The sequence below is a fragment of the Gluconacetobacter tumulicola genome, assembly GCF_014174215.1.
Taxonomy (GTDB): Bacteria; Pseudomonadota; Alphaproteobacteria; order Acetobacterales; family Acetobacteraceae; genus Gluconacetobacter; species Gluconacetobacter tumulicola.
Genome location: NZ_JABEQL010000018.1, coordinates 1 through 20,236 on the forward strand (window position 1 = coordinate 1; position 20,236 = coordinate 20,236).

Genomic DNA, 20,236 nt, shown 5'->3' on the forward strand with positions numbered 1-20,236 from the left:
CGACAGAGCTTTCGACATGACCGCCGGCCTCCCATCCGGCCATCATGTTGAATCACAAATACGCCCGCTTGGGTACCCCAAAAAATTCACTCAGGTCGAATTCCGCTCTAAGGAAGTAAAAAAAGCAGGTGGCAATCTCCGATTATTGGGGTGGGAACACGCTAGTAGTCTTCCAGGCCACTTCGAAGGCTGGGAACCTATTTTGGGAGAGCAGACTGCGAAAGCGGCAATCAGAATAGTGGAGCGATTTCACGAGGAATGGAGCGCTATTGATATAGCAGTGAGGGCTATTCTCGCAGCCAATCAATGGGCAGTCGGGCTAATTATGCCTGATGGTTCAATTTCGACTGTCGCGGCGCCCGCTTGGGGCGCCATGAGATTCCAATGGGACGGAGAGGCTGAATTCACCGCGTGCTTTCCCCGTGCAACGGTCCTCATGCCTGACGAGGAAACAGAAAATCCTCTCTCGCGTTTCCGAATTCGGAGATCAAACCTCATCGAAAATGAAAAGAACTTATTAAATAGCCCCGCAAAACGAGGGCGCCCCAAAAGCCAGACAAGACTGCGCGCGGAAGAAATCGCCCTTACTTGGCTACGCGATGAAGGAGAAGACCTTCGTGCTGAAGATAGCAAACAGGCCGATTGTGAAAGGCATGTAGCAAACAAGCTATCTGAAGACGGCCTTGATCTTGCGATTAGCACCATCCGCGAAGCTGTAACCACCGCCGCTGGCCGAATCGCAGCAGAAAAGAAAACCGGAAAGGCCGGAAATTCATAATCCGGCCTTTCCGGCCGACGCCATCCCGAAACGCGCCAATCATCCCTCGTGACGCACCGCCGACGCACCACGCATCAGGCCGTGCCCAGACAGGGAGTTTTCATGTCACCCACGATACCGACCGCCAACAAGAAACGCGGTCTTCTCGCCTCCGCCACCGGCCTTGCCGGCCGCGACCAGCCGCCCGCAGTTCAGGCGCTCGTCGTTCCGGAAGAAACCGCCGCCAGCATGATCGGACTGGCTGCCCGCACCCTGCAAAAGCAGCGCCTGTCAGGTGATGGGCCGCCCTATGTCCAGCTTACGGGACGGAAGATCGGATACCCGATCGATGCCCTCCGCCGGTGGGTCGAAAACCGCACCGTCCGCGCCACCATCGATTCAGGCGTGCGCCTGACCGGGGGTGTGGCATGACCCGCGCCACAGCCATGGTCGGCCTCGGGTTGCGTCAGATGGCGTTTTTCGGGCTTCTGCATCCCTTTTCCAACGAACAGTGGAGCGAAGACGAACGCACAACCTTCCGGCATGCTGCCGGCGAAGTGTGGCGCACTGACGGGCCGCTTACGGCCTCCGCCTGTCCGCACCTCGCGGAAGCATGGCAGATTGCCAACGGGCATGACGAAAACTGGTGGCCCAAATTGATCATCGCCACTGGGCTAGACCGCGCGGGACGGCTGCCGGTTCTCGATCTGACGTTGCCAGCTCTGTGGGGCGTAAGGTGGCTTCATGCCACTCTGATGACGATGCCCGACGCATGCGTTCAATACCGGACCCTCGTGACCCTCCATGACCTCGCCAATGTCGCGTTGGATCATCTCGAAACCCTGCGCAATGGCGCTGCGTGTGATCTGCCAGCCGACACTCCGAACAAGCTAGATATCGCCCTGTGGGATACAGGCGAGGCCCTGGCGAAGGTCGGGCCTGTCTGGGTGCTCGGAGACATGAATGTGCTGGGAGACCTGGCATGAGCGCAACTCTTTTGCCGTTCAAAATCGCGGCCATGCCTCCGAGGCGATCCATCATGCAACGGCCCGATGCGATGATGCTGCTATCGTCTACGGTCAACTCAGTGCCTGCAGCGCAGGGCCGGGAAGCGCAATCATGAACCAGATTTTCGATTCTATCGCTCAAACCTTGGGATATGGCGGTACGGCCTCCGATGATGTCTCGATCATCGTTGGTCCCTACCAAATCTCTGGGTGGGAAAGTGTCAAAATCATGGTGGGCGTTGAAATCATGCCCTGGACTGCAGAATTCACGGCCACAGAACAATCTCCGCAAAGCGGACTTGAAACACCAATCAACGAAGGAGACGCCTGCCAGATCAAAATAGGGAAAGACACAATAATTACGGGTTGGGTAATCACCGTATCCCGAGAGGTTGATGCCGATAACCATATACTTTCGGTTTCTGTTGCTTCCAAGAGCATAGACCTGGTTGAGTGTGCAGCCGAATTCTTCACGTTCTCCATGAACTCAACGAACGCACTTGCCATAGCAAAAAAAGTTTGTGCACCGTTTTCAATCGAAGTTTTGCCGGCACAAAGCTACGTCGAAAGAACGCCTATCCAGCAATTCGCGGTTATTATTACGGAAAGCCCATACGAAATAATCGAGAAGATTTGTCGGACGGCTGGTTGCCTGTTTTATGATCGGCCAGATGGAAATATCACGCTTTCCGGCGTAGTGGACGATTTTGCCGCCAGTGGTTTCGTCCAGGGCCAGAATGTCGAATCCTTTCGTGTGACCAGAACTATGCACGACCGTTTTTCTTCGGTTCGCGCATTACTTTCGACAACTGCCATTTTATACAATCCGCCACCCGATGAGGTTGAGGAAATTATCCAAGAGATGGATGCAATAACGGGCAAGGGCTGCATTGCATTTGATCCGCTCGTCACCCGACATCGTCCCCTCTTGATCAACGTCGAAATTGGTGATCCGAATTACGAGATCACGCAAAGGCGTGTGCAATGGGAGGTTAATCGGCGCGCGGCCCGAGGATTGTCTATCCAACTGACGTGTGATTCATGGCGGGATGCAGCAGGCGCATTATGGCAGCCGAATACCCGCGCAATCGTTGATCTGCCTGCGGGCAAGCCACGCTACAATCTGGATTACGTCATATCTGAAATTTGCTTTCGAAGAGACGAAAGCGGAACACACGCGGACGTCACGTTGATGCCGGCGGCTGGCCTGTCGGTCGAGCCCATGGTTCCTCCGGCCCAACAGCAAGAAGCATTGGTGGCGATCGGACGGCCGCCATCGCCTGACGGCCAATAACAGATGAATCGGCGGACCACACAGCGGCCGGACGCCGCAACCCTGGCCGTGATGCTGGCCGAGCGGATCGCCGTTCTGGCGCCGGAGTTGCTGCCGCACGGCCACCGCGAGGGCGTAGAATGGCGGTGCGGCAGTCTGGCCGGCGAGCGGGGACAGTCCCTCGCCGTGCGACTGACCGGGCCGCGCCGGGGCGTATGGGCCGATTTCAGTTCGGGCGAGCGCGGGGACGCGCTCGATCTGGTGGCGGCCGTCCAGTTCGGCGGCAACCGACGGGACGCCATGACCTGGGCCCGCACCTGGCTGGGCCTGGGCGATGGTCCGGCGCCGGGGATCGCCCGGCGAGCGGTGGTGAACAAAGCCACCACCGCCGATCAGGACCGCGACGACCAGCGCCGGCGGGCCAAGGCCCGGCAGCTTTGGCACGAAGCCCCCACCGGCATCGCCGGTAGCCCGGTCGAATCCTATCTGCGCGGGCGAGGAATCGACCTGCGCGAGATGGGACGCCAGCCGGGCAGCCTGCGATTTCATCCCGCCGTCTGGTGTGGCGAGGTCGGGCGGCCTCTTCCGGCGATGCTGGCCGCGATCTGCGGGCCGAATGGCAAGCTGGTGGCCGTGCATCGCACCTGGCTGGCACCGACGCCCGCCGCCGAATGGACCAAGGCAGATCTGCAAACCGGCAAGAAGGTGCTGGGCAGCTTCGCGGGTGGCTGCATCCGCTTATGGCGCGGCGCCTCGGGCAAGAGCCTGAGCATGGCCGAACCGGGCGAAAGCGTCATCATCGCGGAGGGGATCGAAACTGGCCTGTCCGTGGCGCTGGCGTGTCCGGAACGCCGCGTCCTGTGCGCGGTCAGCCTGTCGAATATGGGGCGGCTGGAACTGCCCGATGCGATCCGCGACGTGACGATCTGCGCCGACAATGACGGCGACAATCCAGCGGCGGCCAAGGCGTTGCAAGCCGCCTGCGCATGGTTCGGCCGCAATGGCCATACCGTCCGCCTCGCCAAACCTTCAATGCCTAACTCGGACTTTAATGATGTCCTGAGGATGAACGAGCATGAGCAAGAAACCGACCGGCACGGGCCGTAAGGGCGTCCGACAGGCCGTCGAGTCAGCCGAGGTCGTGGCCTTCCCCAGCGGTGGTGCCAGCGTCGAACAGGGACGCCCGCCGCCAGGCGTATCCCGCCGTTTCAGCCGCGACGAAAGCGGCCTGTGGCGACGCCCGACCGATGACGGCGCACCGCCGCTCTTCATCGCCGGCCCCATCGACCTGCTGGCCGAGACGCGCGATGCCGAAGGCAATGGCTGGGGCCTCTTGCTGGGCTGGACCGACCGCGATGGTGTCCGCCATGAAGAAGCCTTTCCACGCGCCATGTTTTCCGGCGAGGCTGGCGAACTGCGCAGCCGTCTGGCCAATGGCGGCCTGACACTGGCCAGCAGCACCGCCGCGAAGAACGCTTTCACCGAATGGTTGGCCCTGATCGCCACCGAAGAACGAGCACGCAGCGTCTCGCGGATCGGCTGGCACGCCTTCCTCAGCGGCAACGTCTTTGTGCTGCCCACCGCCACATTCGGCATGGCCGACGAACGGGTGGTCCTACAGCAGGAATCACCGGAGCCCGACCTGTTCGGTGTCAGCGGCACCGTTGAGGAATGGCGGGACCGGATCGGTGCGCTATGCCGTGGCAATAGCCGTCTGACCCTGGCCGCCTCGGCCGCCTTCGCCGCGCCCCTGCTGACCCTGATGGGCGAGGATGGCGGCGGCTTCTCCCTCATGGGGGCCAGCCGCTTGGGCAAATCTACCGCCCTGCGGGTGGCGGCCTCTGTCTGCGGCGGCACGATGCAGGCCGGTGCCGAGGGCTATGTGCGAAGCTGGCGCGCCACCGGCAATGCCCTCGAAAGCGTGGCATTGGCGGCCTGCGACGGGCTGCTGTGCCTGGATGAGCTCGGCCAGCTTGATCCGCGCGAGGCTGGCGACACCGCCTACATGCTCAGCAACGGTTGCGGCAAGGCGCGGGCCAGCCGAACCGGCGGCGCGCGGGCCGTGACCAGGTGGCGTGTTCTGTTCCTCTCCACCGGCGAACGGACTCTGGCGGACATCAACGCGGAAGCCGGCCGGGCAACCAAGGCCGGGCAGGAAGTCCGGTTTGTCGATATGCCGGCAGACGCAGGCGCAGGGCTAGGCCTGTTCGAGAGGCTGCATCACGCGGATGCGCCGGGCGAACTGGCCGAGCATCTGCGCGCCGAGACGGCGCAGCTATACGGTGCGCCATTCCGAGCCTTCCTCACCCGGCTGACACAAAGGCTGGCCACGGAAAGCGAACAGACGGTGCGCGATGCCCTCCGGGCGCGCATGATCGAACTGACCGACCATTATCTGCGGAACTGGCCCCAGGCATCCGGGCAGGTGCGTTCCGTTGCCCGGCGCTTTGCCATCGTGGCGCTGGGCGGCGAACTGGCCACAGGCTTCGGCCTCACGGGCTGGGACGATGACACGGCGCCCGAACTGGTGAGGCTGTGCTTCGACGCCTGGCTGACAGCACGTGGCACCGCCGGCCGGCGCGAGGATGAACAGGCGATCGAGCGGCTTCGCGATTTCATTGGCAAGAATGGCGAGGGCCGGTTTGAACGGTGGGTTGATCCCCAGGCCACCGACGCCCCACAAAGCGGCGACCCGTCCGAGCCACCAGGCGAACGCTTCCGAACCCAGATGCGGGCGGGGTGGAAACGATGGCAGAAACTCGATGACGGCCGGATGGGCTGGATGTTCTATCTGACCAGCGCCGGCATGAACGAGGCCCTGACCGGCCTGAACGCCCGCGACGCCAAGCGTGTCCTGGTCGAACGCGGCTTTCTGGTGCCGGGCACCGATGGCAAGCTGGCCAAGGTCATCAGCCCGCCGGGCCTGCGAAGCGTGCGGGCCTATGAAGTCCGGCCGATCATTCTGGGGTCGGATGCAGGGGATGCAGGCTGAGTGGCCGAAGCCCGAACCCGTCACCACCGGAAGGGCCGTCACCATGTGACGGTCCTTTTTTCGTATCCGCTGCCCATCCGAACGACCCATGCGCGCAGTACATGGCTTGGGACTGTCTTATTTGAGTATACCTCACCGAGGCGTCTCATGGCTTTTCGAAACGTGAGGATTTTCCTGTCTCATTAGGGTTGCATCTCACCATATAAGACGCCATAACGAGCATGTCTAAACCCTAATGAGACATTTGAGGCGATCATGAGCACGACATACGGATATGCACGGGTCTCGACCACCGATCAGGACCTTGCCATCCAGCAAGACGCGCTCCGTGCTGCCGGTTGCACGACGATCAGATCTGAGAAAGCATCTGGCACCTCGACCAAAGGGCGAACCGAGCTTCGTATTCTGCTCGACTTCATCCGCGAGGGCGACACGCTGGTTGTAACGAGAATCGACCGCCTGGCGCGCTCGATCGCTGATTTGCAGGCTATCGTCATTGAGCTGCGCACGAAGGGGGCTGCCCTGCGCTGCACCGAACAGCCGGTGGATACCACGACCTCTGCCGGCAAGGCGTTCCTCGACATGCTGGGCGTGTTCGCCGAGTTCGAGACGAATCTCCGCCGTGAACGGCAGCTTGAGGGTATAGCTGCCGCCAAGGAACGGGGCGTTTATAAGGGCCGCAAGGCATCGATCGATGTCGAGCGCGTGCGTTCGCTCCATGATCAAGGCATTGGAGCATCCGAAATTGCCCGTCAGCTCGGCATCGGCCGGGCCAGTGTCTATCGCTGCCTGGCAGAGGCCACGTCCGGAGCGGCGTGAACCTTGCGGAGCCTGCCCGGTGCGCGCGGGCAGCGCGGTGGTTTTCTTCCCGTTTTGTGACCGCTTCCGGCCCGTCTGCGTTCATAGATATGCATTAATCGCATATCTCAGAGATACCGAAATGGCTTCGAAATTCTGTGGGTAACTTGGGCCCGATGGGGCTCGAAGAAGGGAGATTGGCGATAATCTGCCATTCGACCGATTGCCGAGTTACACCCGTTTACACCTTCGAAAACGATAGAACGCAAAAGGTGTAATCTATATATCCATTTAATTTCATATAGTTACGTCACAAATTACACCTTCTACACCTGTTACACCTCTTTTCGGAGAGAGTGGAAGAAAGAGGGGCAATTGGGTGAAGTGAGCGGTCGCAGTCATCATGCGAAAAACGCATAGCTCTAGGATAGGCAGAGGGCTGCGGAGCCATGCGCACAGAGCAGGCATCAAGATGGAGAACCCACCCCATCGCATATCTCTTGGGTCCCTCTGGAAGGGTATCCCCTACCACGGGTTATTCGCACCCCGGTCAGACGCTCTTCCTGATAAAAATGAAAATCGGGTTGGTGTTTCTGTTGGTGTTGTTGTCGGGCCACGCCTGAGCCGGGGACCCGAGTCGAATTGATGAGCGATGGGCATAGGCAATGGATTCGCCCGGTGACGACACGGAACGGCCACTGATGTGCCTGAAGGCGGCCAGAAGGGTACGGACACCTATGGAGACCTGTGCAACGCCCTCACGGCCCTCTGTGAAGGCGTTAACCGGCCGACACACCCGGCCAGCGATTCGGTCCCCTGGGCGCGCAGACCCTCACGCCTTGGTCGCTTAGCGAGGCATCCCGTGAAATGTCGATTTTCGGATGAGTCCGGAGCGAGTCCGGAAACAAAGCGGGTAGTGATCCCGCCCGACCACCCAACCTCAAATTTTTCTGGAAAATCATAAGGTTGCGTGGTGCCGGTGGAGAGATTCGAACTCCCGACCCCATCATTACGAATGACGTGCTCTACCAACTGAGCTACACCGGCAACGAGGCGAGCGTATAACGAGCCCGTCAGGGCAATGCAAGCCCCCTTCTGAGACGGATTTTCCACCGCCCGGCCCAATGCGCGGGACACGCGGCCTCCACACAGGCCCGATCCGGCCTGTCATGCCGGCGCGACCTCGGCTCACACCCAGTCGGCATGCCGTATCGCCCCGGATATCCGGATTTTTTCATGGCTCCGCGCACCGGCTCAATCCGCCCGGTGCGTCCGGCCGGCCCCATCAGGGCCGGCCGGCGAATCGGTCACGCCGTCAGGAACGGCGCATCGCGATCAGAACGGCGCATCGATATCGACGACGTCGATCAGCTTGTGGTTGACGAACTCCTTGATCCCCAGCCCGATCAGCTCGCGGCCGTAGCCCGAGCGCCCGACGCCGCCGAAGGGCAGATCGGCCTTGACCATCGTCGGATGGTTCACGAACACCATGCCGGTATGGATCTTCTTCGCCACTTCGACACCGCGCGCGGTGTCCTTCGTGAAGACCGAGCCACCCAGCCCATACGGCGTATCGTTGGCGATGCGGATCGCATCGGCCTCATCACGGGCGCGGAAGATCATCGACACCGGCCCGAAGAACTCCCACAGGCGGGCCGGATTGTCGCCGGACATGCCGGTCAGGATCGTCGGCTGGACGAAGGCGCCGGTCTCGGGCACACGGGGCCCGACCTCGGTCGCCGTCGCGCCATGAGCCACCGCCTTGGCGATGTTCTCGCGGATCTCGTTCGCCGCACCCTGCGACGACAGCGGGGCCAGCGTGGTGTCCGGCGACATCGGGTCGCCGGCCTTCAGCGCCGCCACGCCGGCGGTGTAGAGCTCCATGAACCGGTCATAGACCGCATCCACCACGATCACCCGCTTGGACGACACGCACACCTGTCCGGCATTCCAGTGCCGGCCGAACACCGCCCATTTCGCGGTCTTCTCCAGGTCCGCGTCCTCCAGCACCACGAAGGCATCGGCGCCGCCAAGCTCCATGGTCGTCTTCTTCAGCGCCTTGCCAGCCTGCGACGCGATTACCGACCCGGCGCCTTCGGAGCCGGTCAAGGCCGCACCGCACACGCGCGGATCGTTCAGGATCATCTCGACCTGTCCGCGGGTAGGGTAGAGGTTGCGGAACGCGCCGTCCGGCAGACCCGCGCGCTTCATCAGCGTCTGGAAGATCCCGGCACTCTGCGGCACGTTCGATGCATGCTTCAGCAGCACCGTGTTACCGGCTGAAAGCTGCGGCGCGATGATGCGCGCGATCTGATAATAGGGGAAATTCCAGGGCTCGATCGCCAGCAGCACGCCCAGCGGCTGATGCACCAGCACGGCATCGCCCGAGCGCGGGTCGGATACCGGCAGCTTCTCGGGCGCCAGCAGGCTCTCGGCATGTTCGGCATAATAATCGAAGATTGCGGCCGACAGCTCGACCTCGGCCTTGGCTTCGGCGAACAGCTTGCCCATTTCCAGGGTCAGCAGCCGCGCGAAATCGTCGGCCTCAGCACGCAGGATCTGAGCCGCCTTCGTCATCACGGCAGCACGGGTCGCGAACGGCGTATCGCGCCAGTCCAGGAATGCCGCGTGGGCGTCGGCTATCGCCTGGCGCACCTCGTCGTCCGTGGCATCCGGAAACGTGGCCAGCACTTCACCGGTGTAGGGGTTGGTCGTTGCGTATGCCATAGTCGTCTTCCTTCCAGCGGGCCATTTTTCGGCCCGATACTTGTGATAACGGCTATCCGAAGCCCCCCGTCAAGGGGAACCTCACGGCTGCGTTATCATAAGAGTGCGGTCGATCCGCTCTTCGGAATCGGGCCTGCCAGGCGCACGGCCTCCGCAGGCATGCCGCCGGATCACCCGGGCGGCATGCAATCCTGCACCATTCAGAACGTCAGTTCCAGATTGGTCTGGAAATAGGCGCCGGGCTGCGCGCCAGCATCACGCAATCCACGCGACAGGGCGGTATATTGGCCGTCGATGCTGAAGGTCACATGCCGCGTCGCGCGCCAGGTAAAACTTCCCTGCGGCAGCACCCCCGTATAGCCCCCGGTCGGACGATACGCATAATTCACACCGCCCGGGAAATAGATCGTGTCGTGGACCGAATTGCGCCACAGCACCGGCACCCTCAGCAGCAGCGATGTATTGATCGTGGGCGCCAGCGTCACCAGCGGCCCGACATCGATCACGTTCTGCAGGTTGAAGTTCTGCGCCAGGTCAAGATAGTACGCACTCGGCACAAAAGGCGAGAGGAAGGTGCCCCAGCTGCTGGTCGCACTCTTGCGGGTATCGCCGCCCGAAATATCGTCGGCCTGAATACCGATCGAGGGATGCCCCCACCATTTCGCGAAACGCCACGCCACCGAGGCATTGAACGAATAGGCCGATACCGGTCGCGACGGCCCGTTCTTGGCTTCCTGGAACGTGCCGCCCTGCCACATGCCATTGGCGGTGAATTCGATCGGGCCGGCATTACCCCATACGCGCACCCCCGGCGTGTCGCGATGGGTGGAGCCGGCTATGACACCCTTCGTCGCGGTGATCGGACTGCTGGCCAGCAAATAGCCGAGATAGTACGTATCCACGAAAATCTGGCTCTTCTTTCCGAAAGTCTGGAATTCCGGCACGGCGTAGGACGTATAGGCGCCAAACAGCCGGGTCTTCCAGCCGACCTGGTCGTGGAAGGCCCGATATTCGAAATTGGTCAGCGACAGATCGAACAGATCGACGCGAAGCCGCTTCCAGACGCTGTAGCCGCGCAAGCCGTTCCAGGAATACGGAATGGAGGGATAGACACTGCCCGCCGAAACATTGGGCGGCACGTCCAGGAATGACATGCGACCAATCATGGCACCCATCGTCGCCCCCAGCATGTGCCCGCGCACTTCCACGAATGCCTGTTGCGCGTCGACCCGGTTCCGCCAGCGGGCATTATAGCCGAATTTGTTGCCGCCGGTCGCCTGGCCGCTCATCAGCTCGCCGTAAAACCGGACATGCTCGCCCAGATGCAGGTCGGCGCCGAGATTGGTGCGCAGGTTGGAAAGATAGACGTGACTCTTGTCCACCGCGCCCAGGGCAGGGTGCTGCTCCCAGAATCCATGATGACGGAAATTCCCGCTCAGCGTCAGGTAGATCGAACCGCTATCGTTCAGCGCGATGAATTTCAGCGGATCGAGAAAATCCTGACGGTTGCGCTTGTCCCGCAGGCTCGACCAGTCCTCGGCCCAGCGTGCCACCGCATAATATCCCACCGTGCCGAAACCGGAGGCCGCACCGGTATTCGCATTGAACACACCCCACGGCCCCTGATGCAGCTGAATCGGCGTCAGGGGATGCAGCATCAGCGATTGCGGCTGGCCGTACAGTTCCGGACGGCTGGTCAAAGGCGGCAATTGCTGGGGCGGCGAATGCCAGGGCGAATCCCGGCCGGTCACGATCGGGGTCGGGCTTGCACCGGCCGTCGTCGCGGTCCCCGACGCGGTCGTCGACGCGGTCGTCGACGGGGCCTTGGCGCCGCCCGCGATCGTCTGGGCCAGTTGGACATGGGTTGCCACGATATCGGCCGCCTCCGGCGCGGCATGGGCCGGCGGGGCGAGCACCGTGCCCGCAAGGGCGGTCAGAAGCCCCGCGCGGCCTTTTGTCAGGCGGGAAACAGCAAAAAATCCACGGGAGATATACATAGCCAGATCTTTTTCTTTATTATTTTCAGACATCACAGAACAACCAGATTCTCAATTCCGTCATGTATTGACCTGTCCTGGAAACGGGCCGGAAACCACGCATGTATCGAGATCAACCACACGCAGTCTCATCAGATCTATTGGAACGTGTATCGCATGCCGAAGTTTGGTCACCGCTCGTGCTGACGTGCCGGCCGGCAGCCAATCCGGCGCAGCTGGACCGCGCGCCGGCTATTTCCATCATGACGAGAAACAGGGCTCCTATTTCGCGGAACGTCCCCTCATGCCGCCGCGACCACAGCGGGACGAAGACCAGCCTTCAGCATATTGCCTGAAAGAACAAGAAAACTGCCCAATCCATGACCAGCGAACGCCGCGGCAACGCACGCACCGCCCATCGCCGCAGATAACCCGGTCGGTGGAAGAGCCGTGTTGCATCCATTCGGAAGAATCGCCGTCAATGCGGCACCGGCAAAGCCCGGGGAAGCAAAGCGGGCGAAGAGAATCATGGTTCAGGCCTCCGTCGGTCACAAAGAATATCCACCCGCCCTCCGCGAATAGCGTGACCACCTACTTTTTGTCGGATTTCCATCCGAAGTAAAAATAACAATTATATGTTGTGCGCATAAATCACGGTCACATTCCGGTGTGGCAAACCACCGAATTCCCCGGTCGGTTCATAGCGACCACCCGACCGCCCAAAACGGCGTCAGGGACGCCAAATAGATTCGATATCAAATCAAAATACACAGAGCGCCAGCCATGAAGCGGCGGAAAATCGCTCTATCCTCCCTTGCGGTCGCGCGCCACATGGTGCCGGATTGTCCCCTGTAACCGCGCGGCCCACCTTACGGAAACTGTTTTCCCGTTATGGAGTGTTCCATGCCTCACACAGCCCTGATCGTCGGCGCCACCGGAATTGTCGGCCAGAACCTGGCCAGCCGGCTGGTGGCCGAAGGCTGGACCGACCGTCCACGGTCTGGCGCGCCGCACAGCCGCCCTGCCGACGCCGGAGGCCCTGGTCCATGGCAGCCTCGTCACCGGCCTCAAACATTATCTCGGCCCGTTCGAAGCCTATGCGAAAGGTCCCCTGCCCCAGACGCCCTTCCGCGAGAGCATGCCACGGCTCAATATCAAGAACTTCTACTACGCCCAGGAAGACGCCCTGGTCGAAGCCGCCGCCCGATACGGTTTTTCGTGGAGCGTCCACCGTCCACACACCATCATCGGCCACGCCATCGGCAATGTGATGAACATGGGCTCCACGCTGGCCGTCTATGCCAGATCTGTCGCGAGACCGGGCGCCCCTTCATCTTCCCCGGTTCACCCATGCAATGGAACGGGCTGACCGACGTAACCGACGCCCGCCAACTGGCCAGCCATCTACACTGGGCGGCAACCAGCCCCGCCGGCCGCAACCAGGCCTTCAACATCGTCAATGGCGATATCTTCCGCTGGAACTGGCTGTGGCCCCAACTTGCCGCCTGGTTCAGCATCCCGCCGCCCCTATCCCGGCCACTCACGCCGCACTGCTGGAAGGGCTGGGGGAACCGACCCCCTGATCCGGCTTGCGTGAAGAAGGTCTCTTCTTTTTCTGAAGAAAAAGAAGAAAAAAGTTTTTTGGTTCTTTTTTTCAAAAAAGAGCGAACCTGCCGCCCCGGCTTCGCAAACCGCTCCGAAGCTGACCACGATCCGTGCTACAAGCAGGCGATGGAAACCACTCCCCCCATTCCGCGCGCCGTTCTCGTCGGCATCCAGACCCCTGATGTCGATGACGTCGCCCATGAAGCCAGCCTCGAAGAGCTGGGCCGCCTAGTTAAAACCCTGGGCTACGAAGTCGTCGGCTCGGTGTCGCAGAAACGCGAAGGCACGGGTGCCGCATCACTTCTGGGCGCCGGAAAGCTGGAGGAACTGGCCGCCCTGACCGGCGGCAGCGGCGTCATCACCTCCATGGCGACACCTCCCATGACCAAGGCCCGGAAACGGTTCGAGGCCACCGCCGAAGCCCCCAGGCCGGCCGAACCCGAGCCGGATGCCTCCGACAGGCCCGAATTCGTGATCGTCGACCATGAACTCTCGCCCAGCCAGATCCGCAACCTCGAGCGCGCCACGGGCACCCAGGTGCTGGACCGCACCGGCGTCATCGTCGAGATCTTCCACCGCCATGCCAACACCCGCGAGGCGAAACTACAGGTGGAGATGGCGCGCCTGAAATATGTCGCCCCGCGCCTGCGCGAATCCTCCCACGGCGGCGACCGCCAGCAGGGCCCCGGTGCCGGCGAAAGCAATCTCGCCCTCGATCGCCGCAAGATCCGCGACCGGCTGGCGGAACTGAAAACCCAGCTTGAAGCGGTGCAGCGCGACAGCGATCAGCGCCGCTCCGCCCGGCGCGACCAGCTACGCGTCGCCCTGGTCGGCTATACCAATGCGGGCAAATCCTCCCTGATGCGCGCCCTCACCGGCAGCGAGGTGCTGGTGCAGGACAAGCTCTTCGCCACGCTCGACACCACGGTGCGCACGCTCCAGCCCGAAACCCGGCCGCGCGTGCTCGTCTCCGATACGGTCGGCTTCATCAAGCAACTGCCCCATGATCTGGTGGCCTCGTTCCGCTCCACCCTGTCCGAGGCGCTGGAAGCCTCACTGCTGCTCTTCGTGGTCGATGCGTCGGACCCGACCTATGAAGCGCAGCTGGAGGTCAGCCGCAGCGTGCTGCGCGAGATCGGCGCGGATACCGTGCCGTCCCGCCTCGTCCTGAACAAGATGGACCGGGTAGACGCCACCCGCCGCGCTGCCCTGCTGGAAAAACATCCCGACGCGATCATGCTCTCTGCCCACGCGCCAGACGATGTAAGCGCCCTGCGCGAGACCATCATCACCTTTTTCGAGGCCGAGATGGTCGATGACGTTCTGGTTCTGCCTTACGCCAGACAGAAACTGATCGGCGAGATCTACGAGAGCGCAAGGGTCCTGTCCGAAGAACATGACGAAACCGGCCGCGTGCTGAAGGTGCGCGCCCTGCCCGGTGCCATGGCCCGGCTGCGGCGCATGCTCGCGTAAAACCGCCTCCCCTGGTCCGTTCAGGGCGATCCAGTCCCGCAGCAACCGGCGGCCGGCTTCATCGTCCCCGACAGATCATCCAGGATGCAGCAATCGGGCCGTCAGCGCTGCCGCCACAACGGCATCGACGGCAGCACTCGCCTGCGGCGTCTGCTGCGTCCTGCCGTTCGCCCTCCCCGCCGTCCTGCTGGGGTCGGTCGGGCGAATCCTAGCATGGTTCGCCGACGCGCATCGTTACGTCGTGCCGGTGGCCATCCTGGCTGTGGCCGCCGGCTGGCTCCGCGTCCTCCACCAGTCTCGGCAGACCGGCAAACGACCTGCTACCTCGACATTGCACATCATGGGTTTCGCGACCGTCATGATGGCGTTGGCTTATCTATGGCCGAAATTCGAGGCACCGATCGCCGGCTTCCTCCGCCACTGACCGGCCCCGCAAACGTTCTCAACCCGCTACAGGCAGAACATCGGCCAGACAGGCCGCCGCACCTGTCCGCCCGCACCGCACATCAGAATGTCCGTGTCACGTGAAACATCCATTCCGATTCCCTCCCGACCATTCGTGTGCCTAAGGCACACACTGAGGAGCGCACCAGAATGCCGACCAAAACGGTGCATGACGCATACATCCGCACGAAGCTCCCCGCCCTGCATCGCGCGCTAATCGAAATTGTCGGCGTGATGAACCGGCCGGAGCGGAACGAAGCCATGCTGAAGGCTGCCGGCCTCACGCTGGAACGCGCGCTGTTTCCATTACTGGTTCTGGTCGAGCGGCTGGGCCCGATCGGCGTGGTCGACCTCGCCGGCCGCGTCGGCCGCGACCACACCACGGTCAGCCGCCAGATCGCACGGCTGGCGGAACTGGGGCTGGTCACCCGCCATGGCAGCACGGCGGACCGCCGGGTGCGTGAAGCAACGATCACCCCGCAGGGCAAGGAAGCAACCGACGCCGTCGACCGCGCGCGCGAGACCATGGCCATCGCACTTTTCCAGGATTGGAGCGAGACCGATTTCGATCAGCTCATCCGCCTCATCGGAATGCTCGCCGAAGGCATGGCGAACATTCCCACCGAAAGCGCCTGAACGGGCTCAAGGGAGCCCGTGACCCCTTGACCAATGGAGAGGAAGCCCCCCGCCCCCGCCTCTCCTCACGGGCATTATTTCCCCGGCACCAGCGCCTCGAACAGCCGAGCGATCGCCTCGGCACCCGGATCGGGCACGTTGTCCAGTTGCCCATCGGGAATATAGGAGGCACGCCCGGCTTCCGCCTTGCCCATCCTCGCCGTCGCATCGGCCCCGCCGCGCGCCGCGCGCACGATGTCAGCCCACGCCGCGCCCTCATCAAGCGCCCGCACTGCCGGAATCAGCGCATCGAGCATCGTGCGGTCGCCTTCCCGCGCCCCGCCATAACCCTGCATCGCTGCGATGCCTTCCAGCAAAGCTGCCTGCCAGCGCTCCTGTGTGCTGCGCCCCGCCGTCGCGAACAGGATGGACAGCAGCGCGCCGCTCGACCCGCCCGCATGCCGGGCCAGCAGGCGGCCCAGCGTCTGCATCAGCGCCTGGGGGTCGGCCAGCGGCAACCGGTCCAGCGCCCCGTCGATCACACGCGCGGTCTCGGCAAAGGTGGAGCCGGCATCGCCATCGCCGATGCGCGCGTCCAGCGCATTCAGCGCTTCCTCATTCTCAAGCAGCGCCTTCGCGCCACGTTGCACCGCGTCGCGCAGGGCGGAATTGTTCGAAGGCTCGGCCGCGAAAATATCCGGCAGCGCCGGCACCGGAATCACCACCGGCTCCTGCCACGGCGCCATGCCCGTCCACGCCGTGGGTCCGACATCGGCCTGCAATGCCGCCGCGATCTCGTCGGTCAGTTCCACCAGCGTGAGGGAAAACCCGTTCATGTCCAGCGCGGTCATGAACGGCGCCGGGCCGGCCACCAGCGCGACCTTCCGCGCCAGCGCGGTGCCGGCAAAGGCTTCCAGCAGCAGCGACATCTCGATCACCGGCGTGATGCCCAGATTGTTCAGCATCAGGGCATAGCGCGCATCGCCCTCCGGCAGGGTCTCCAGCAGAGCATCCGCCGCCAGTCCCATCAGCGCACCGGCATCGGCCAGCGCAATGCGCTGTGCCCCCGGCTCGCCATGGATGCCCAGACCCAGTTCGCCCTCATCAGCCGCCAGACGGCTGGCATGTTCTTCGTCATACGTATCGCAATCGCTCAGCGACAGGCCGATCGAGCGCGTGCGCGCCGCCACGTCGCCGGCAAAAGCCGCCACCCGGTCCAGCGACGCCCCGCTTTCGGCCATGTGGCCGGCGGCCTTGTGGACCAGTACCGTGCCCGCAATGCCCCGCGCCTGCCGGTGGCCGGGCAGCGAGATGTCGTCACCGACGATCACCATCTCCACCTTCAGTCCCAGCGCGCGCGCCTGCTCGGCGGCCAGCCCGAAATTCAGCCGGTCGCCGGTATAGTTCTTCACCACCAGCAGGCACCCGGCCTCGCCGGTCACGGCCAGGATACCCGCCAGGATCGCATCCACACCCGGCGAGGCAAACAGCGATCCACAGACCGCCGCCGTCAGCATGCCGCGCCCCACGAAGCCGGCATGGGCGGGCTCATGCCCCGACCCGCCGCCGGAAATCACGGCGACCTTGCCCGCACCCCGGTCCCAGTCCCGTCGCAGGACAACCTTGATGTCGGGATAGCCGTCCAGGCGGCACAGATCCTTCCCGGCGGGCGAACGCAGCAATCCTTCCAGCGCCTCGGGCACCAGACGTTCGCGCGTGTTGAAGAATCTTTTCATGCCGGACAAGCCTTTCGCTCCGAATTCCACAATGCGCCCCCGCGCCGACCGGGCGGCGGAAGGTGCAGGACAATAGGAAGCTCCCTTGTCCACGACAACGCCGCCCGCACGCGACCCGCCCCCGCTTGCATGGCGGTGAACAGCAGGGCTCAGGAATGCCGCTGCACACCGCGCCGGCACCGCCCCGATGCCGGACAAACGCCCCGCACCGCGACGCCGTTCCCCGGTGTGGCGATACCGGTGACCAGCCAGCACCAGCACATGTCGGATCAGGCGGGTTCGTCGTGATCCTCGATCACGAGCATTGACGCCGCATGCCCACGGCTGACGGCAATCGGCGGCGGGCCGGGCACATGCTTTTCCTGCTCGCGGACCAGCGTGATCAGGCCGGAACAGATGATCAGGCCAATGCCGCTCAGCGTCACCATGTCGGCCCTGTCGCCGAACACCACATGACCGATCGCCAGCGCCCAGATCATCTGGCTGTACTGGGTCGGCGCGATGGCCCCCGCCGAGGCGTGGAGCGCGGAATGCATCAGCAGCACATTCGCCAGCGCCGCCAGCAGCCCGTAACTGGCCAGCAGCGCGACCTGATGCAGGCTGGGCAGCGCAAAGGTCGGCAGGCTGACCAGCCCGCAGATGATGACGCCGCCGAGAATGCCTGCCCCGAACAGCGAGATCTGCTTTTCGTGCGCCCCCGACGCCCGGAAGGTCACGACCGATATCGCCCCTGCCAGACCGGCAGCCACAGCCCCCAGATGACCGATCGACAGCGGCCTCAGGCCGGGCCGCAGCACGATCAGCACGCCGATAAAGCCAAGCGCAATCGCCACCCAGCGCGGCAGGCCGATCCGCTCCTTGAGGAAGACGATCGACATCAGCGTCACGAACGAAGGCTGAAGGAAGATCAGGGTGAACGCCTCGGCCATTGACAGATGGCTGAAGGCCGTCACACTACCGATAATGCCCAACGGATAGGCGATGAACCGCACCATCCACAGCCGGCGGTTCCGGGTCGCGAACACATCGACCAGCCGGTCCTTCCCTCCAAGCAGGAACGGAAACACCACCAGGGCGCATAACGACCCGAAGAACGCGCATTCATACGGCGGCAACCCGTCCCGGATCAGCTTGACGCTGGCATCACTGAACGAGAACGCGGCGAAGGCGGCAAAGGCCAGCATGATGCCGCGCAGCGTATCGGCACCGCCATGGGACGGGGAGGAAGGAGCGGGATGGGTCACTCTGATGGTCTCGGGAAAGGGGCGGACGCAGGATGGATCCGACAAGAGCGATGCCCCCCCTGCCCGTTTCAGAGCCATTCCGCAAGATCGCCGATGAACGTCCGGATCATCATGGAAAACGGCATGATGTCCGCACGAAGATACCATGCCCCCTGCACGCCAGAACAACGCAGTTATCACACGCACGTGACTCCCGCCGGGACATTCGCGGACAGAACATGGATCGGCAACGGAAAATCCATTTTTATTTCAGGAGCCATTATAAACAAGAAATTGTGAGGAATATTAAGACACCGCCCCACGATCTCTTCTCCTGTCTTCCGCAAAAGAAGAAAAAAGACTTCGCATCGTTCAGGGACATCATATGTCCAGACATAAAATTCCTGAACAGATCAAAAGTTTTTTGGTTCTTTTTTCAAAAAAGAACAGAAACCCACCCTCCCAAAGCGCCTTCTGTCCCCTCCAAGGCAACGATCCTCGCCCGGCACGCAGGGGGGGCATGACATGGTCGACAGACATATCCTGATCGCGGGCGCCACCGGCGTCGTGGGGCTGGCAGCGCTGGAGGCATTCCAGAACGCGGGCTGGACCGTCTCCACCCTCGGCTGCGCGGCACAGGGGCCGGGGGTCGGCGCCCATATCAGCGCCGACCTGCTGGACCCGGTCGGTCTCGCCGGCTGGAAGGAGGCGCTCAAACCGGTCACACATCTGTTCTACGCCGCGCTGAAGCCCGATGCCGATCCGGGCATCGAAGCCGACCAGAACGCCGCGATGCTGGAAAACCTGGTCGCAGCCCTGCACATCGCCGGGGCGCGGCTGGAACGGCTGATCATCATCCAGGGCGGCAAGGTCTATGGCGCGCATCTGGGCGTCTACAAGACCCCGGCCCGCGAGGATGACAGCCGCCATTTCCCGCCCAACCTCTATTTCCGGCACGAGGATTTCGCCCGCTTGCTGGAGCGCGAAGGCATGCGATGGACCGCGCTGCGCCCTGATATCGTGATCGGCCATTCGCTGGGTTCGGCGTTGAATCTCGGCAACCTGATCGGCGTCTACGGCACGCTGTGCCGCGAGACGCGCACTGCCATGCAGTTTCCCGGCCCGACGGCGGCCTATCGCGATACGCTGGTGAACATAACGGGTGCCGAGGTGCTGGACGAGGCCGCCCTGTGGGCTGCCACGACACAGGCCGATGGCGCGTTCAACATCACCAATGGCGATGTCTTCCGCTGGTCGCATGTCTGGCCGCACCTGGCGGAATGGTTCGGGCTGAGGGTCGGCGAGCCCCAGCCGATCTCGCTCGACCAGCGCCTGCAGCTTCGGCGATTTCATTTTCCACGTGCAGACCGACGCGATCTTCGACGTCACCAAGGCCCGCCAGGCCGGCTTTCCCGGCATGACGCGCCGGTCGGACGAGGTCCTGCTGGCCCATCTGGACGGCATGCGCCAACGCCGCCTGATCCCCTGACCATCCTCCGGGCCGGGCAGGAAGATGGTTGACCACGGCCCCGTCACGGGCAAGATCATCCATGAACCACGCCGGAGACAAACACGCATGAGGACGCAGGCTGCTTTACTGGCCCTTCTGC

Annotated in this window: 16 protein-coding genes, 1 tRNA gene and 1 pseudogene; 12 read left to right on the forward strand and 6 right to left on the reverse strand. The window is 62.9% G+C overall.

Annotation, left to right across the window (positions count from 1 at the left end; translation table 11 throughout):
- From HLH29_RS13100 to HLH29_RS13130, 7 genes are all read left to right on the forward strand, one after another.
- On the forward strand, window positions 1-778 hold a 778-nt coding region (locus HLH29_RS13100), incomplete at its 5' end, for a hypothetical protein (protein ID WP_220791515.1).
- A gap of 102 nt (window positions 779-880) precedes the next feature.
- Window positions 881-1,189: a DNA-binding protein gene (locus HLH29_RS13105; RefSeq protein WP_182967528.1), complete on the forward strand. Its 309-nt coding sequence runs from the start codon at window positions 881-883 to the stop codon at window positions 1,187-1,189.
- Entirely contained in the window at window positions 1,186-1,743 is a 558-nt protein-coding gene (locus HLH29_RS13110) for a hypothetical protein (RefSeq protein WP_182967530.1), read from the forward strand. Before HLH29_RS13105 ends, HLH29_RS13110 begins: the two co-directional genes overlap by 4 nt.
- Complete coding sequence (locus HLH29_RS13115) at window positions 1,721-3,058, forward strand: phage baseplate assembly protein (protein ID WP_182967532.1); 1,338 nt, start codon at window positions 1,721-1,723, stop codon at window positions 3,056-3,058. Before HLH29_RS13110 ends, HLH29_RS13115 begins: the two co-directional genes overlap by 23 nt.
- A 3-nt stretch (window positions 3,059-3,061) precedes the next feature.
- The gene (locus HLH29_RS13120; protein WP_246374240.1) at window positions 3,062-4,144 is read left to right on the forward strand and encodes a DUF7146 domain-containing protein; all 1,083 of its coding nucleotides are present in this window, start codon (window positions 3,062-3,064) and stop codon (window positions 4,142-4,144) included.
- Window positions 4,113-6,029, forward strand: coding sequence for a DUF927 domain-containing protein (locus tag HLH29_RS13125; RefSeq protein ID WP_182967534.1), 1,917 nt, complete (start codon window positions 4,113-4,115; stop codon window positions 6,027-6,029). Before HLH29_RS13120 ends, HLH29_RS13125 begins: the two co-directional genes overlap by 32 nt.
- Window positions 6,030-6,284: 255 nt before the next feature.
- Entirely contained in the window at window positions 6,285-6,848 is a 564-nt protein-coding gene (locus HLH29_RS13130; RefSeq protein WP_182967536.1) for a recombinase family protein, read from the forward strand.
- 950 nt (window positions 6,849-7,798) lie between these two features.
- Here the strand turns inward: HLH29_RS13130 and HLH29_RS13135 are convergent.
- From HLH29_RS13135 to HLH29_RS13150, 4 genes are all read right to left on the reverse strand, one after another.
- Window positions 7,799-7,874 (reverse strand) — tRNA-Thr (locus HLH29_RS13135).
- 288 nt (window positions 7,875-8,162) lie between these two features.
- A complete protein-coding gene (locus HLH29_RS13140) occupies window positions 8,163-9,554 on the reverse strand; it encodes an NAD-dependent succinate-semialdehyde dehydrogenase (protein WP_182967539.1) in 1,392 nt (463 codons plus the stop codon).
- A 200-nt stretch (window positions 9,555-9,754) separates the two neighbouring features.
- Window positions 9,755-11,551 carry an alginate export family protein gene (locus tag HLH29_RS13145; protein WP_246374241.1) on the reverse strand — a complete coding sequence of 599 codons (1,797 nt, stop codon included), beginning with the start codon at window positions 11,549-11,551 and terminating at the stop codon, window positions 9,755-9,757.
- A gap of 281 nt (window positions 11,552-11,832) precedes the next feature.
- Complete coding sequence (locus HLH29_RS13150) at window positions 11,833-12,060, reverse strand: hypothetical protein (RefSeq protein ID WP_182967543.1); 228 nt, start codon at window positions 12,058-12,060, stop codon at window positions 11,833-11,835.
- A 373-nt stretch (window positions 12,061-12,433) separates the two neighbouring features.
- Between HLH29_RS13150 and HLH29_RS13155 the strand changes: the two are divergent.
- The 3 genes and pseudogenes from HLH29_RS13155 to HLH29_RS13165 all read left to right on the forward strand — a co-directional run.
- A pseudogene (locus HLH29_RS13155) lies at window positions 12,434-13,073 on the forward strand (NAD-dependent epimerase/dehydratase family protein); the annotation flags it as partial.
- Between the two features lie 188 nt (window positions 13,074-13,261).
- Window positions 13,262-14,608, forward strand: coding sequence for a GTPase HflX (hflX, locus tag HLH29_RS13160; protein ID WP_182967545.1), 1,347 nt, complete (start codon window positions 13,262-13,264; stop codon window positions 14,606-14,608).
- Between the two features lie 594 nt (window positions 14,609-15,202).
- Complete coding sequence (locus tag HLH29_RS13165) at window positions 15,203-15,688, forward strand: MarR family winged helix-turn-helix transcriptional regulator (RefSeq protein WP_182967547.1); 486 nt, start codon at window positions 15,203-15,205, stop codon at window positions 15,686-15,688.
- A 74-nt stretch (window positions 15,689-15,762) separates the two neighbouring features.
- Here the strand turns inward: HLH29_RS13165 and HLH29_RS13170 are convergent, their stop codons facing one another.
- Entirely contained in the window at window positions 15,763-17,403 is a 1,641-nt protein-coding gene (locus HLH29_RS13170) for a dihydroxyacetone kinase subunit DhaK (RefSeq protein ID WP_182967549.1), read from the reverse strand.
- 269 nt (window positions 17,404-17,672) lie between these two features.
- Window positions 17,673-18,647: a DMT family transporter gene (locus tag HLH29_RS13175; protein ID WP_338030246.1), complete on the reverse strand. Its 975-nt coding sequence runs from the start codon at window positions 18,645-18,647 to the stop codon at window positions 17,673-17,675.
- A 50-nt stretch (window positions 18,648-18,697) separates the two neighbouring features.
- Here HLH29_RS13175 and HLH29_RS13180 point away from each other — a divergent pair, with 50 nt between their 5' ends.
- Together HLH29_RS13180 and HLH29_RS13185 are read left to right on the forward strand one after the other, a co-directional pair.
- Window positions 18,698-19,150: a hypothetical protein gene (locus tag HLH29_RS13180; RefSeq protein ID WP_182967552.1), complete on the forward strand. Its 453-nt coding sequence runs from the start codon at window positions 18,698-18,700 to the stop codon at window positions 19,148-19,150.
- Window position 19,151: 1 nt separating this feature from the next.
- Window positions 19,152-20,147: an NAD-dependent epimerase/dehydratase family protein gene (locus HLH29_RS13185; RefSeq protein ID WP_220791516.1), complete on the forward strand. Its 996-nt coding sequence runs from the start codon at window positions 19,152-19,154 to the stop codon at window positions 20,145-20,147.
- Window positions 20,148-20,236: the final 89 nt, after the last annotated feature.

Coding starts and splice junctions, on each gene's coding strand:
- hflX (WP_182967545.1), top strand. CDS start 13,262: ATGGAAACCACTCCCCCCATTCCGCGCGCCGTTCTCGTCGGCATCCAG.
- HLH29_RS13110 (WP_182967530.1), top strand. CDS start 1,186: ATGACCCGCGCCACAGCCATGGTCGGCCTCGGGTTGCGTCAGATGGCG.
- HLH29_RS13115 (WP_182967532.1), top strand. CDS start 1,721: ATGTGCTGGGAGACCTGGCATGAGCGCAACTCTTTTGCCGTTCAAAAT.
- HLH29_RS13145 (WP_246374241.1), bottom strand. CDS start 11,551: ATGTATATCTCCCGTGGATTTTTTGCTGTTTCCCGCCTGACAAAAGGC.
- HLH29_RS13120 (WP_246374240.1), top strand. CDS start 3,062: ATGAATCGGCGGACCACACAGCGGCCGGACGCCGCAACCCTGGCCGTG.
- HLH29_RS13185 (WP_220791516.1), top strand. CDS start 19,152: ATGGTCGACAGACATATCCTGATCGCGGGCGCCACCGGCGTCGTGGGG.
- HLH29_RS13125 (WP_182967534.1), top strand. CDS start 4,113: ATGAGCAAGAAACCGACCGGCACGGGCCGTAAGGGCGTCCGACAGGCC.
- HLH29_RS13150 (WP_182967543.1), bottom strand. CDS start 12,060: ATGATTCTCTTCGCCCGCTTTGCTTCCCCGGGCTTTGCCGGTGCCGCA.
- HLH29_RS13140 (WP_182967539.1), bottom strand. CDS start 9,554: ATGGCATACGCAACGACCAACCCCTACACCGGTGAAGTGCTGGCCACG.
- HLH29_RS13165 (WP_182967547.1), top strand. CDS start 15,203: ATGCCGACCAAAACGGTGCATGACGCATACATCCGCACGAAGCTCCCC.
- HLH29_RS13105 (WP_182967528.1), top strand. CDS start 881: ATGTCACCCACGATACCGACCGCCAACAAGAAACGCGGTCTTCTCGCC.
- HLH29_RS13170 (WP_182967549.1), bottom strand. CDS start 17,403: ATGAAAAGATTCTTCAACACGCGCGAACGTCTGGTGCCCGAGGCGCTG.
- HLH29_RS13130 (WP_182967536.1), top strand. CDS start 6,285: ATGAGCACGACATACGGATATGCACGGGTCTCGACCACCGATCAGGAC.
- HLH29_RS13180 (WP_182967552.1), top strand. CDS start 18,698: ATGCCCCCCCTGCCCGTTTCAGAGCCATTCCGCAAGATCGCCGATGAA.